11 protein-coding genes and 1 riboswitch are annotated in these 14,140 nt (G+C 72.6%); of the genes, 4 read left to right on the forward strand and 7 right to left on the reverse strand.

Annotated elements, in window-relative coordinates; translation table 11 throughout:
• Positions 1-10: 10 nt before the first annotated feature.
• From ACFC3F_RS04870 to ACFC3F_RS04895, 6 genes are read right to left on the reverse strand one after another with little or no spacing between them, the layout of a single operon-like run.
• A complete protein-coding gene (locus ACFC3F_RS04870) occupies positions 11-940 on the reverse strand; it encodes a glycosyltransferase family 2 protein (RefSeq protein WP_376127242.1) in 930 nt (309 codons plus the stop codon).
• Positions 937-2,067 (reverse strand): cysteine desulfurase family protein, encoded by a 1,131-nt coding sequence (locus ACFC3F_RS04875; protein WP_376127274.1) that lies wholly within the window; start codon positions 2,065-2,067, stop codon positions 937-939. The genes ACFC3F_RS04870 and ACFC3F_RS04875 overlap by 4 nt, the downstream gene beginning before the upstream one ends.
• Positions 2,068-2,069: 2 nt before the next feature.
• The gene (nadC, locus tag ACFC3F_RS04880; protein WP_376127244.1) at positions 2,070-2,918 is read right to left on the reverse strand and encodes a carboxylating nicotinate-nucleotide diphosphorylase; all 849 of its coding nucleotides are present in this window, start codon (positions 2,916-2,918) and stop codon (positions 2,070-2,072) included.
• The gene (nadB, locus tag ACFC3F_RS04885) at positions 2,912-4,621 is read right to left on the reverse strand and encodes an L-aspartate oxidase (RefSeq protein ID WP_376127246.1); all 1,710 of its coding nucleotides are present in this window, start codon (positions 4,619-4,621) and stop codon (positions 2,912-2,914) included. Before nadB ends, nadC begins: the two co-directional genes overlap by 7 nt.
• Before the next feature lie 59 nt (positions 4,622-4,680).
• Complete coding sequence (nadA, locus tag ACFC3F_RS04890) at positions 4,681-6,006, reverse strand: quinolinate synthase NadA (protein ID WP_376127247.1); 1,326 nt, start codon at positions 6,004-6,006, stop codon at positions 4,681-4,683.
• A gap of 24 nt (positions 6,007-6,030) precedes the next feature.
• Positions 6,031-6,771: an NUDIX domain-containing protein gene (locus ACFC3F_RS04895; protein ID WP_376127249.1), complete on the reverse strand. Its 741-nt coding sequence runs from the start codon at positions 6,769-6,771 to the stop codon at positions 6,031-6,033.
• 106 nt (positions 6,772-6,877) lie between these two features.
• Here ACFC3F_RS04895 and ACFC3F_RS04900 point away from each other — a divergent pair, with 106 nt between their 5' ends.
• The 4 genes from ACFC3F_RS04900 to gcvP all read left to right on the forward strand — a co-directional run bounded on the left by ACFC3F_RS04900 (position 6,878) and on the right by gcvP (position 12,768).
• Entirely contained in the window at positions 6,878-8,050 is a 1,173-nt protein-coding gene (locus ACFC3F_RS04900; protein ID WP_376127251.1) for a MarP family serine protease, read from the forward strand.
• Between the two features lie 37 nt (positions 8,051-8,087).
• A riboswitch (glycine riboswitch) is annotated at positions 8,088-8,185 on the forward strand.
• A gap of 151 nt (positions 8,186-8,336) precedes the next feature.
• The gene (gcvT, locus tag ACFC3F_RS04905) at positions 8,337-9,461 is read left to right on the forward strand and encodes a glycine cleavage system aminomethyltransferase GcvT (protein ID WP_376127253.1); all 1,125 of its coding nucleotides are present in this window, start codon (positions 8,337-8,339) and stop codon (positions 9,459-9,461) included.
• Positions 9,458-9,877: a glycine cleavage system protein GcvH gene (gcvH, locus tag ACFC3F_RS04910; protein WP_376127255.1), complete on the forward strand. Its 420-nt coding sequence runs from the start codon at positions 9,458-9,460 to the stop codon at positions 9,875-9,877. The genes gcvT and gcvH overlap by 4 nt, the downstream gene beginning before the upstream one ends.
• A 53-nt stretch (positions 9,878-9,930) precedes the next feature.
• Positions 9,931-12,768, forward strand: coding sequence for an aminomethyl-transferring glycine dehydrogenase (gcvP, locus tag ACFC3F_RS04915; RefSeq protein WP_376127276.1), 2,838 nt, complete (start codon positions 9,931-9,933; stop codon positions 12,766-12,768).
• 130 nt (positions 12,769-12,898) lie between these two features.
• On the opposite strand, the gene ACFC3F_RS04920 is transcribed toward gcvP, so the two are convergent.
• Positions 12,899-13,894 carry a hypothetical protein gene (locus ACFC3F_RS04920; protein ID WP_376127257.1) on the reverse strand — a complete coding sequence of 332 codons (996 nt, stop codon included), beginning with the start codon at positions 13,892-13,894 and terminating at the stop codon, positions 12,899-12,901.
• Positions 13,895-14,140: the final 246 nt, after the last annotated feature.

The following is a 14,140-nucleotide window of genomic DNA, read 5'->3' on the forward strand; positions in this document are numbered from 1 at the left end:
CTCCGACGGCTCACCAGGTCAGGACACGCGCGAGCTCGTCGGGGACGCCCGTCGTGCGGGTGGCGAGCCGCCGCGCGAACGCCGCGAGCTCGCCGCGGTACGCAGGGTCGGGGTGGCTGTCCGCGACGCGGACGAGAGGCGGAAGGTCCATCGCGAGGATGAGGTCGACGCGTGCCGCGACGGCCGCCGGCTGCCCCGCGGCATCCAGCACGTCGATGCCGGCCGCGAGCGCGTCGAGATAGTCGCGCAGCACGGGCAGGGCACGCGTGCGCTGCGTGATCGACGTGCCGTCGGCGCGCTCACGCCAGCGCACGACGACGTCGGGGATGACATCGAACGCCCGCGCACGCGTGTAGAGCAGCTGTGCGACGATCTGGTCCTCGTACGCCCGATCGACGGGGAACCGCAGATCCCGCCACATGTCGGCACGCGTGATCTTGGACCAGGCCACGATGTTGCCGGATGCCTCGGGGTGTGCGGCCAGGCTCGTGCCGTCGCGCGCGGGGTCGGTCGCGGCGGCGACCCACGGCTGCACGGGTCCGGGCGCATAGCCTCCCGCCCCGTCCGGCCGCAGCCGCACGTACGCGCCCGCGACGAGGTCGCTGCCCGTGCGCTCGAGCGTGCCGACGAGGCGGTCGAGGGCATCCGGCATCATGACGTCGTCCGCGTCGAGGAAGCCGACGAACGGTGTCCGCACGAGCGCGAGGCCCGTGTTTCGGGCTGCGCCCAGGCCCGACCGCTCGCGGTGATGCACGACGTGCAAGCGCGAGTCGATCGCCTCGGCCGCGTCGAAGATCGCACCCGTCTCGTCGGTGGAGCCGTCGTCGACGAGCACGGCCGTCCAGTCGACGCGGGTCTGGTCCCTGAGCGAGTCGATCGCCTCGGCCGCGTAGGGTGCGACGTCGAAGCCGGGGACGATGACCGTGACGGCGGGACTCACCCGCCCGATGCTACCGCCGCCACGGACGCGGCGACGTCGGCTGCCAGTTCGCCGGGATCGAGCCGCGCGTCGTGCGGGAGCGTGACGCGCACCGCCGTATGGGCGACCTCTGGCGAGACGCCGAGGGCGACGAGGACGTGGGATGCCTCGTCGCTGCCCGCCGCGCACGCGGAGCCGCTCGAGCTCACCATGCCGCGTCGTTCGAGCTCGAGGAGGACCGCCTCGCCGCTCGTTCCGGCGAACGTGAAGCTCGCCGTGCCGGGCAGCCGCCGGACGGGGTGCCCCGTGAGGCGCGCCGACGGAACGCTCCCGAGCACCCCCGCGACGAACGCATCGCACAGCGCCCGCACGCGTGCGGCCGCTTCTGCCCGTCCGTTCTCGGCCAGCTCCAGCGCCGTCGCGAGGCCGACGGCGCCCGCGACGTCCGGCGTGCCGCTGCGGCGGCCGCGCTCCTGCCCCCCGCCGTGCAGCAGCGGCTCGAGCGGGATCCGTCCGCGCACGGCGAGCGCGCCGGTGCCCTTCGGTGCGCCGAGCTTGTGCCCCGCGATCGACAGGGCGTCGGCACCCGTGCCGGCCAGCGGCAGCCAGCCGGCCGCCTGGACGGCGTCGAGGTGGAACGGGATGCCGCGCGCGTGCGCGACGGCGGCCAGGGCCGCGGCATCCTGGATCGTGCCGACCTCGTTGTTGGCGTAGCCCACCGAGACGAGCGCCGTGTCGTCGCGGAGGACCGCGGCGAGCGCGTCGGGAGCGACGAGGCCCGTGTCGTCGACCGCGACGAAGGTCGTCTCGAAGCCGTGCAGACGCTCGAGATAGCGGACCGCCGCGAGGACCGACTCGTGCTCGATGGCCGTCGTCACGATGTGCCGCTTGCCCGCGGCCGCGAGGGCGATGCCCTTGACGGCGAGATTGTTCGCCTCGGTGCCGCCCGATGTGAAGACGATGTCGGATGCCCGCATCCCGAGCACGCGCGCGACCCGGCGGCGAGCGTCGGTGAGAGCGTCGGCGGCGGCTTCGCCGATCGTGTGGTGACTCGACGGGTTGCCGTACGCGTGCGTGAGGAACGGCATCATCGCCTCGAGCACTTCGGGGCGCACGGGCGTCGTCGCGGCATTGTCGAGATAGCGCATCGTCACGGCGCCTCGATGCGCACGTCCAGGCCGAGGTCGAGCGCACGGGCCGAGTGGGTGAGGGCGCCCACCGAGATGACGTCGACGCCGGTCTCGGCGATCGCGCGCACCGTGCCGAGGTCGACACCGCCCGACGCCTCGACCGTCGCGCGACCCGCGACGAGCGCGACGCCCGCGCGCAGGTCGTCGAGCGAGAAGTTGTCGAGCATGATCGTGCCGATTCCCGCGGCCAGCACGGGCTCGATCTGGTCGAGACGATCGACCTCGACCTCGATGTGCATCGTGTGGGGGAGCAGGTCCTTCGCTGCGCGCAGCGCATCGGTGACGGACCCGCCCAGCACGGCGAGGTGGTTGTCCTTGGCCATGACGGCGTCCGAGAGCGAATGGCGGTGGTTGCGGCCGCCGCCGTCGCGCACGGCTTTGCGCTCGAAGGCACGCAGTCCCGGCGTCGTCTTGCGAGTGTCGGCGATGCGCACACCCGTGTGCGCGACCTCGGCGACGTAGCGGCCCGTCAGGGTCGCGACACCCGACATGCGCTGCGCGAAGTTGAGCCCGATGCGCTCGGCCTGGAGCACGCCGCGAGCGGGGCCCGTCACGGTCGCGAGCACGGTGCCGGGCTCGAACCACTCGCCGTCCTCGACGACGAGCTCGACCCCGATGCGGGGATCGGTCAGCCGGAACGCGGCGGCGAACACCGCGCCGCCGCTGAAGACGCCGGCTTCGCGGGCGACCAGGTCGGCGTGCGCCGTCGCGGTCGACGCGATGAGGGTCTGGCTCGTGAGGTCGCCCCACGGCGCATCCTCCTCGAGCGCTGCGGCGACGACACGGTCGATCGTGGCGGGGCTCAACACAGGACGGCCTCCTCGGGCTGGTGCGTGCGGATCGGGTGCACAGGGGTGGTCGAACGGGCTGTCGGGAGTACGGCCCGGGAGTGCGCGGGAACGGGCGCACCGCCGTCGGCGCGGAAGTGCGCGCCGACCGATTCACGCCGCGCGAGGGCCGCGTCGACGAGCGCCGAGGCGACGACGAGCAGATTCTCGTCTTCGAACTCGGCGATGCATCCCGGCGTGCGAGGTTCGTCGCGCCAGCTCTCGAGGACGCCCGCGGCGTGCTCGAGGCCGTCCGCGTCGCGCACGAGTCCGGCGTACTCCCACATGAGTCGCTGCAGCGCCTCGCGCGAGAACGGCTGGGCGGCGGGTGGCTCCCCGGCCGCGCCGTGCGGGCGGTCGGGGTGGGGCCCCGCGGAACGCCGCCGGGGAGCGACGGGAGAGGGGGGCACGAAGCGGCGGGAGCGAGGCCAGGAACCGGATGCCGCGTCGGTGGCCACGACGTCGGCGACGCGGGCGCCGAAGACGGCGCCTTCGAGCAGCGAGTTCGAAGCGAGACGGTTCGCCCCGTGGGCTCCCGTGCGGGCGACTTCGCCCACGGCATAGAGGCCGGGAACAGTGGTCCGGCCGTCGAGGTCGGTCGTGACACCGCCCATCAGGTAGTGGGCTGCGGGGGTGACGGGAACAGGCGTGCGCGCCCAGTCGAAGCCCCGCGCGCGCAGTGCGGCGTCGATCGTCGGAAAGCGCCGGGCGAGGAAGGCCGCACGCTCGTCGGCATCGTCGGAGTGGAGGTGCGTGGCATCCAGGCGGACGGGACGCCCGTCCTGCCGCTCCATCCGGCGCGCGATCGCCCGGGCGACGACGTCGCGCGGCGCGAGCTCGCCGTCGGGGTGCACATCGAACGTGAACCGCCGGTCCTCCTCGTCGATGAGCGTCGCGCCTTCGCCGCGCACGGCCTCGGAGATCAGGAAGGCGTCTGCGCCGCCGACGACGGTCGGGTGGAACTGGAAGAACTCCAGATCGTCGATCCGCGCACCGGCCCGCAGCGCCGCGGCGATGCCGTCGCCTGTCGCCACCGGCGGATTGGTCGTGTGCGCATAGAGCCGGCCGGCACCGCCGGTCGCGAGCACGACCGCATCCGCCGCGACGACCTCGCGCCGCGGAGCCCCCGTCGAGGCGCCGCCCACGAGCAGCTCGACCCCTGTCGTGCGACCGTCGTGCACGACGAGGTCGACGAGGAAGGCGTGCTCGAGGACGCGGATGCCGCCCGCGCGCACCTGCATCACGAGCGCGGACTCGATCGCGGTCCCCGTCGCATCGCCGCCGGCGTGCAGGATGCGCGGGTAGGAGTGCGCGGCCTCGAGCCCCTTCACGAAGCCGCCGTCCGCGCCCCGGTCGAAGGCGACACCGGCCGCGACCAGGTCACGGATGCGCGCCGGTCCCTCTTCGGCGAGCACACGCACAGCGAGGGGATCGCACAGCCCGGCTCCGGCCGTGAGGGTGTCGGCGATGTGGTCGTCGATGCGGTCGTCGCCGAACATGACCCCCGCGATGCCGCCCTGCGCGAAGCGCGTGTTGGCGTGCTCGAGCTCGTCCTTCGTCACGAGGGTGACCCGGCACCCGCGGTCTGTCGCGCGGATCGCCGTCGTGAGCCCGGCGATGCCGCTGCCGACGACGACGATGTGCGGCGACCCTTCGGCAGGCTCAGGGGCCGGGTGGAGGCTCACGGAGGCGGGCGGTGGCGCCGCCGAGGCGGGCGTGGGAGCCGGGGAGCCGGGCGGCGGAGTCATCGAGCCGGGGGCTTGGCCGCCAGCATCCGCTCGAGCGAGACGCGAGCAGGATCGGCGACGTCCGCGGGAACGGTGATCCGGTTGACCACCTCGCCGGCGACGAGCCCCTCGAGCACCCAGGCGAGGTACCCGGGGTGGATGCGGTACATCGTCGAGCAGGGGCACACGACGGGGTCGAGGCAGAAGATCTCGTGCTGCGGGTTCGCCGCCGCGAGGCGCTGGACGAGGTTCACCTCCGTGCCGATCGCGAACGTCGTGGGCTCGGTCGCCGCCTCGATCGCGCGACGGATGTAGTCGGTCGACCCCGACTCGTCGGCGGCGTCGACGACCTCCATGGGGCATTCGGGGTGCACGATGACGCGCACGCCGGGATGCTCGGCACGCGCCTTGTCGATCTGCTCGACCGAGAACCGGCGGTGCACCGAGCAGAACCCGTGCCACAGGATGACGCGCGCGTCTTCGAGCTCGGCCACGGATGCACCGCCCAGAGGTCGGCGCGGATTCCACAGCGGCATCTGCTCGAGCGGCACGCCCATCGCCTTCGCGGTGTTGCGCCCCAAGTGCTGGTCGGGGAAGAACAGCACGCGGCGCCCGCGCGCGAAGGCCCATTCGAGCACCGTGTGCGCGTTCGACGACGTGCACACGATGCCGCCGTGCCGCCCCACGAAGCCCTTGATCGCGGCCGAGGAGTTCATATAGGTGACGGGGATGACGGGCACGCGGCCGTCGGCATCCACGGCGGCGAGGTCGCCGTAGACGTCTTCGAGCTGCTCCCAGCACTCCTCGACCTGGTCGATGTCGGCCATGTCGGCCATCGAGCACCCGGCCGCGAGGTTCGGCAGGATGACCGCCTGCTCGGGGCGGGACAGCAGGTCGGCGGTCTCGGCCATGAAGTGCACGCCGCAGAAGACGATCGCGTCCGCATCGGGATGCTCGAGCGCCGCGTTCGCGAGCTGGAACGAGTCGCCCACGTAGTCGGCGTGACGCACGACCTCTTCACGCTGGTAGAAGTGGCCGAGCACCACGACGCGGTCGCCGAGCGTCTGCTTCGCCGCGACGATGCGGGCGTGCAGCTCGTCGTCGGATGCCTCGCGGTACGCGCGGGGCAGCTCGCCCTGGCGCGGCGCTCCCGTCGGGATGACGTCGCCCATCGACGAGCCCGGACCGTAGCCGGGTCGCGCGTCGAAGTCCCACGGGCCTGCCGCGAGATCCGTGCTGCAGGTCTCGTCGGCCGATGCGCCCGAGACGATGTCCTGGATCAGGTGGTCGACCGATGCGTCGAGCTGCCGACGCGGCTGCAGGGTGGTGTTGACGGCGGGCATGCCGGGTGCTCCGTTCGGGTCGGGTCAGTCGCGAGCGCCGAGCGGACCGCGGTCGGTGAGCTCGACGTTCTGGTTGTAGCGGTACAGCCGTGCGGGTCGGTGGCTGCCCGTGCGGAAGCGGTCCGTCGGGATGAGGGTGCCGGAGTTCTCGACCTGCCGACGGAAGTTCGCCGGATCCAGGTGCCGGCCGAGGATCGACTCGTACACGGCGCGCAGCTCGGCGAGCGTGAACTCGTCGGCGAGCAGACCGTGCGCGATGCGGCTGTAGCCGACCTTGTTGCGCAGGCGCCACAGGGCGTAGTCGATGATCTCGCCGTGGTCGAAGGCGAGCGGCGGCAGGGATGACGCATCGAACCAGCCGACGTTCTCGGGGTCGTGCACCGCGGGGTCGACGAGTCCCGTCGCGGCGTCGTCGGCGCGCAGCAGCGCCCAGTAGACGATCGACACGACCCGCGTGGGGGAGCGGTCGACGGCGCCGAAGGCGTAGAGCTGCTCGAGATAGCTGGGCGCGAGGCCGGTCGTCTCCGCGAGAGTGCGGGATGCCGCGGCATCGAGGCTCTCGGTCACGTCGAGCCAGCCGCCGGGCAGCGCCCACAGGCCCGCGTAGGGGTCGCGCGTGCGGCGGACCAGCGGCAGGGCGAGCGATGCGTGCTCCGCGCCGGCCGCGCGGCGCAGCGTGAAGATGACGGTCGAGACGGCGACGCGCGTCGCCTCGTCTGCGGCGCCCGAGGGCGCGGCATCCGCCGTCGCTCGTGTTCGTGTCATCGTGACCCTAACTCCCGCAAGCGATCGTAGGGTCCGGGCGACGCCAACGCAAACCGGCGTTTTGTCGGTCGACGTGCTTACGCTTGTCGCGGAGAGGGGGACGCGCGTGATCATCGTCGATGTCCTGTTCGTCGTGCTGCTCGTGCTCGCCCTCGTCGGCGGCATCCGGCGCGGGTTCTTCGCGAGCGTCGGCACGCTCGCGGGGCTCGTCGCGGGCGGCATCGCCGCGTTCTGGCTCACGCCTCTCGTGAGCGCGTGGGTGCCCTCGTCGGCGTGGCGCGGCGTCGCCGTGCTCGCCTCGGCCGTGGGCCTTCTCGTCGCGGGCACGCTCATCGGCTCGGTGATCGGCACGGCGCTGCGCTCGGGCACGGACCGGCTCAAGCTGCGCGGCATCGAACGGTTCCTCGGGGGGATCGCGAGCGTCGTCGTCGCGGCCCTCGCGCTCGTGCTCGTGGCGCCCGCCGTCTCCGCCGTCGGCATTCCGGGGATCTCGACCGCCGTCGCGTCGTCCCGCGTGCTGCAGGTGCTCGATGCGCTCACCCCGGCGCCCGTGGACGCCGCGCTGGCGGAGCTTCGCTCGACCGTGCTCGACGACGGGCTTCCGCGTCTGGGCGATCTGCTCGGTCCGGGCGGCGCACAGCCGGCACCGCCGGTCGCACTCGACGATCCGGCGCTGCAGCGGGCCGCGGCATCCGTCGCCCGCGTCTCGGGGACCGCGTACTCGTGCGGTCTCAGCGCGACAGGAAGCGGCTTCGTCGTCGCCCCCGACCGTGTCGTGACCAACGCGCACGTCGTCGCGGGTGTCGATGTGCCCATCGTCGAGCTTCCCGGCGCGGCGGCGCGCGAGGGCAGGATCGTGTACTTCGACCCCGTCGACGACCTCGCCGTCATCGCCGTCGACGACCTCGGTGCGGCGCCACTGCCGCGCTCGCCCACGCTCGCGCCCGGGGCAGCGGGCGCCGTGCAGGGATACCCGCACGGCGGACCCTTCACGTCGAACCCCGCGAGCGTCCTCTCGGTCGGCACGGTACCGGTCGCCGACATCCACGACGAGGGGCTCACTCCCCGCGAGGTGTACGCGCTGCAGGCCACCGTGCGGCCGGGGAACTCGGGCGGACCGCTTCTCACGGCCGGCGGCGAGGTCGCCGGTGTCGTGTTCGCGCGCGCCGAGGGCGATGACACGCGCGGCTACGCCATGACGATGGCCGAGCTCACCCCCGTCGCCGAGGCGGCCCCCGGCTACTCCGACGCCGTCTCGTCGGGGCGCTGTGTCGGGTGAGCCCGCTATGCTGGCGGAGTAATTGAAGACAGGCCGCATGACGTGTGCGGGAGAGCCCCGATCCGGCGACGGAGCGGGCACCGAAGGAGCAAGCCTCCCCGCCAATCTCTCAGGTCCGCGTACCGCCCACGTCCGGCCGCTCTGGAGAGTGATGCGCGCGAGCTGGTGAGCACGCATCCGCCGAAGGAGAAAGCCGGTTCGCCGGCGAAGCTCTCAGGCCTATGACAGAGGGGGAGTTCCCCGGACGCCGCGTGGTGTCCGACCCGACTGCTCGACGGGAGAACTCATGTCCGACCTACGCTCGACCCCGCTGCGCGAGCGCCACGAGGCGCTCGGTGCGTCCTTCACCGATTTCGGCGGGTGGTCGATGCCCGTGCGCTACACCTCCGATCTCGCCGAGCACCACGCCGTGCGCTCGGCCGCCGGGATCTTCGACATCTCGCACATGGCGCAGTTCCGTGTGACAGGTGCCGACCGCGAGGACTTCCTCGCCTACGCGCTCGCGTTCGATCCCCGCAAGCTCGCCCTGTCGAAGGCGAAGTACACGATGGTGCTCGCGCCGACCGGCGGCATCGTCGACGATCTCATCGTGACGCGCACCGCGCCCGAGGAGCTGCTGCTCGTGGCCAACGCGGGCAACCGCGACGCCGTGCGCGCCGCGCTGCAGGACCGGCGCGAAGGGTTCGACGTCGAGATCGCCGAGACCGACGATGCGCTCATCGCCGTGCAGGGGCCCCGCGCGCAGGAGATCCTCCGCGCGACGGCCGGGCTCGAGCACGACGACGCCGTCGCGATGGGCCACACGCTGGAGTCCCTGCCGTACTACACCGCGATGGGCATGCGCTTCGACGGCGCCACCGTGCTCGTCAGCCGCACGGGCTACACGGGCGAAGACGGCTTCGAGCTGAGCGTCGCCGCGTCGCAGGCCGGCGCCCTGTGGGATGCGCTGCTGGCCGCGGGCGAGCCGCTCGGTCTCGTCCCGGCGGGTCTGGCCGCGCGCGACACCCTGCGCCTCGAGGCGGGGATGCCGCTGTACGGCCATGAGCTCTCGCTCGACATCGTGCCGGCTCAGGCCGGCCTCGGCCGCGTCGTGCCGCTCAAGACCAAGGCCGCCGACTTCGTCGGGCGTGCGGCGCTCGAGAGCGTCGTCGCCTCGGGCGCACCCGTCCTCGTCGGGCTCGTTTCCGAAGGTCGCCGCGCGGGTCGCGCCGGCTACGCCGTGCTGCACGACGGCACGCCCGTCGGCGAGATCACCTCGGGTGCTCTCAGCCCGACCCTCGGGCACCCCATCGCGATGGCGTACGTCTCGCCCGGCGCGAGCGAGCCCGGAACCGAACTGTCCATCGACGTGCGCGGAACCCGCATCCCCGCGACCGTCACCGCCATGCCCTTCTATCGGAGAAACCCGTGACCGACATCAACAGTCTTCAGTACACCGCCGAACACGAGTGGATCGCCTTCGCAGACCCTTCGACAGGCTCAGGGCAGGTGCCGGCTGATGCCGTCATCGCGACGGTCGGCATCACCGACTACGCCGCCGAGAAGCTCGGCGACGTCGTCTTCGTCGAGCTTCCCGACGCGGGATCCGCCGTCGAGGCGGGCACGATCGTCGGCGAGATCGAGTCGACGAAGTCCGTCGGCGAGCTCTACGCTCCGCTCACCGGCGAGGTCGTCGAGGTCAACCAGGCCGTCATCGACGACCCGTCGCTGGTCAACTCCGACCCGTACGGTGCGGCGTGGCTGCTCAAGATCCGCGTCGACGCGACGGTGGCCGAGGGGCTCCTCGACCGCGACGCCTACGTCGCCCTCACCGGCGGCGACGCGTGACGGGCCAGTTCGCGGCGAGGCACATCGGAACGGATGCCGCGGCGCAGCGCGCCATGCTCGACGAGCTCGGGTACGACTCGCTCGACGCTCTCGTGCAGACCGCCGTCCCGGCATCCATTCACGTCTCCCCGCGCGAGACGAGCGACATCCCGGCGGCGGCGACCGAGGCCGAGGCGCTTGCCGAACTGCGGGTCCTCGCGTCGCAGAATCGTTCCGCGCGCCCCATGATCGGTCTCGGCTACTACGACACCTTCACGCCGTCGGTCATCACGCGCAACGTGCTCGAGAATCCGTCGTGGTACACCGCGTACACGCCGTATCAGCCCGAGATCTCACAGGGCCGGCTCGAAGCGCTCATCAACTTCGAGACCATGGTCACCGATCTCACGGGTCTCGCGACGGCGAACGCGTCGATGCTCGACGAGTCGACCGCCGTCGTCGAGGGGATGCTGCTCGCCCGACGCGCGTCGAAGTCGCGCTCGAACGTCTTCGTCGTCGACGCCGACGCGCTGCCGCAGACCAGGGCGCTCCTGCGCTCGCGGGCCGACGCCGTCGGTGTCGAGCTCGTCGAGCTCGCCCTCGCCGACGGCGCGACGCTGCCCGACGACCTCTTCGGCGTGTTCGTGCAGTACCCCGGTGCATCCGGTCGCGTGTGGGACCCGTCGGGAGTCATCGACGCGGCGCATGTCGCCGGAGGACTCGTCGTCGCGGCGGCCGACCTGCTCGCGCTCACGCTGCTGCGCTCGCCGGGGTCGCTCGGCGCCGATGTCGCCGTCGGCACGACGCAGCGCTTCGGCGTGCCGCTCGGCTTCGGCGGCCCCCACGCGGGCTACATGGCCGTGCGGTCGGGGCTCGAGCGCCAGTTGCCCGGGCGACTCGTCGGCGTGTCGGTGGATGCCGCGGGTCAGCCCGCGTACCGCCTGTCGCTGCAGACGCGTGAACAGCACATCCGCCGCGAGAAGGCGACCTCCAACATCTGCACGGCGCAGGTGCTGCTGGCCGTCATGGCGGCGATGTACGCCGTGTACCACGGTGCCGACGGACTGAAGGCGATCGCGACCGACGTCGCGAAGAAGGCCGAGGCGCTCGCCGAACGGCTGCGCTCGTACGGCCTCTCGGTGCGGTCGGACTCGTTCTTCGACACGCTCCGCGTCGTCACGCCGGGGCCGTCGCGCCGCGTCATCGATCGCGCGCGCGAACGCGGCTATCAGCTGTTCTGGGCGGATGACGCGACCGTGGGCATCTCGGTGGACGAGACGACGACCGACGAAGACCTCGCCGCCGTGGCGTGGGCGTTCGGGCTCCCCGAGGGCGAGTTCCTCGGCGGCGGCGACCAGGGCGAGCGTGCCGTGCCGTTCGCCGACGCGACGCCGCTCGCGGGCGTGCCGGCGTCGCTGTGGCGCGACGACGAGTACCTGACGCACCCGGTCTTCTCGTCGCACCGCTCCGAGACCGCCATGATGCGCTACCTCAAGCTGCTCGCCGACCGCGACTATGCGCTGGACCGCGGCATGATCCCGCTCGGGTCGTGCACCATGAAGCTCAACGCCGCGACCGAGATGACCGCGATCACGTGGCCGGAGTTCGCGCGGGTGCATCCGTTCTCTCCCGAAGCCGACGTGCGCGGCTATCTCGCGCTCATCGAGCAGCTCGAGACGTGGCTGGCCGAAGTGACGGGGTACGACGCCGTCTCGCTGCAGCCCAACGCGGGCTCGCAGGGCGAGCTCGCCGGACTCATGGCGATCCGGGCATATCACCGTGCGAACGGCGAGGCCGCGCGCACGGTGTGCCTCATCCCTTCGTCGGCGCACGGCACCAACGCGGCATCCGCGGTCCTGGCCGGCATGAAGGTCGTCGTCGTCGCGTGCGACGAGGCCGGCAACGTCGACCTCGACGACCTGCGCGCCAAGATCGCGGCGCACGCCGACGAGCTCTCGGCGCTCATGATCACCTACCCCTCGACGCACGGCGTGTACGAGCACGACGTGCTCGAGATCACGCAGGCCGTGCACGACGCGGGCGGGCAGGTCTACGTCGACGGCGCGAACCTCAACGCCCTGCTCGGGTTCGCGCGGTTCGGCGACCTCGGCGGTGACGTCTCGCACCTCAACCTGCACAAGACGTTCGCGATCCCGCACGGCGGGGGAGGCCCCGGTGTCGGACCGGTCGCGGCGAAGGCGCATCTCGCGCCGTATCTGCCGTCGCATCCGTTCTCGCAGCGCAAGGATCACGCGGGAGGGTTCGTCTTCGACGGCGGTCCGATCTCGGCGGCTCCCCAGGGTTCGGCCAGCATCTTCGCGATCTCGTGGGCCTACGTGCGCATGATGGGCGCGGCGGGGCTGCGCGAGGCGACGGCGACGGCCGTGCTGTCGGCGAACTACATCGCCGCGCGGCTGCGGGACCACTTCCCTGTGCTGTACACGGGCGAGGCCGGGCTCGTCGCGCACGAGTGCATCCTCGATCTGCGCCCGCTCCGCGACGCGACGGGGATCACGGTCGACGATGTCGCCAAGCGGCTGATCGACTACGGCTTCCACGCGCCGACGATGTCGTTCCCCGTCGCGGGAACGCTCATGGTCGAGCCGACGGAGTCCGAGGACCTCGCCGAGATCGAGCGGTTCATCGAGGCCATGATCGCGATCAAGGCCGAGGCCGACGCGGTCGCCGCGGGTCGGTGGCCGGCCGACGACAACCCGCTCGTGAACGCGCCGCACACGGCGGCGGCGGCGATCGAGGGGGAGTGGACGCACCCGTACACCCGGGCCGAGGCGGTGTACCCCGTGCGCTCGCTCGTGCGCGCGAAGTACTGGCCGCCCGTGCGCCGCATCGACCAGGCGTACGGCGACCGCAACCTCGTGTGCGCGTGCCCGCCGATCGAGGCCTTCGCCTGACACCCCCTTGACCGCGAGACTGCAACGGGAGGCCGAGACCGTGGGATTCACCCGCAGTCTCGGCGCCCGGATGCAGTCTCGCGGGTGAGGTGCGGGCGGCCGTGATGCGGCGCGGGGTGCCGCGCCCCGCTCAGCCGGAGGCGCGGGAGGGATGCGGCGCACGCACCGCCGCCCGCAGGGCGTAGAGCTCGGGCGACGACTCCGGCCGGATCGGCCTCAGCCCGGCGGCGCGCAACGTCGTGCGCAGCGGATCGACCTGCACGGCGTCGGGCCACCCCCAGTGCGCGATCCTCGCCGCGTGGGTCAGCAGGCGACGATCGCGGCTCTTCTCGTTGCGGATCGCCGTCGCGGGGTCCTGCAGCGACCCGTCGTATTTCACCTCGCCGTCGGCCTCGCCGATGATGCGCGCGCGCGGCCACCACATGTCGCAGCGGTCCACGACGTCATCGGTGCGGAACTCGCGCTGCAGCTCGGGCTCCTCGAACCCGAGCCACTCCACGACGGCGCGGCTGACCGACTCGAGCGGCGTCTCGGCGAGCGGCGCCGCGCGGTGCAGGGGCCATCGCGCGGCGCGTCGTCCGCGGCTGCTGGGCCGGGCCTCGTTCGCCGCCACGAGCATCTCGACCGTGACCGACGGGTCGGCGCGGAGCGCAGCATCCGCCACCGCGAGGCCCACGGCACCGTGTCGCAGGCGTGCGAGGTCGACCACGGTGTCGATCGCCGTCGTGACGAATGCTCCGCCCAGATCGTCGATCGCCCGGTCGCCCGCCGTCGTGTGCACTCGCACGCCGCCGCCCATCCGCGACGTTCCGTGACCGCCGGCGAGGATGTGCACGGTGCCCGGGTCCCCGAAGACCGGGAGCCCCTGCGCCGCCGCCGCGGACTCGAGGCAGAGTACGACGCCGGGGTGGGTCAGAATGACGGCGTGCACGCGGGCGAGATACCGCTGCCAGGGCGCAAGCGCGTGCCACTGCGGCCCCGGTGCCAGGATGCCGCGGCGCACCCGCACGAGGTCGCCCGAGGCGACCTGCCGCTCGGGATGAGCGAACTCGGACGAGCGCAGCAGCGCGATGGGGCTCGGCGCGAGCGCGGCGCGCCCCCGAGCGAGAGTCGACGTGAACACCATGCACAGACTGTGGGCGCCCGCGCTCGGCCCACGGTGCTCGACGGTGCGATCCGTGGACGCGCGACGTCACGCCCGCCCTGGGGAGGAACCGGCGCACCCGCCCACCCCGCAGCATCCGCCCCCTACCGGCGAGACTGCAACGGCGCGCCGAGACCGGGGGGGCACCCCGCGGTTTCGGCGCGCCGGTGCAGTCTCGCGGGAGCAGCGGGGGTCAGGGCAGCGGGGCGAAGAGCGCCGGCCCGAGCA

This window comes from Microbacterium sp. NPDC055910 (assembly GCF_042271185.1).
Classification (GTDB): Bacteria; Actinomycetota; Actinomycetes; order Actinomycetales; family Microbacteriaceae; genus Microbacterium.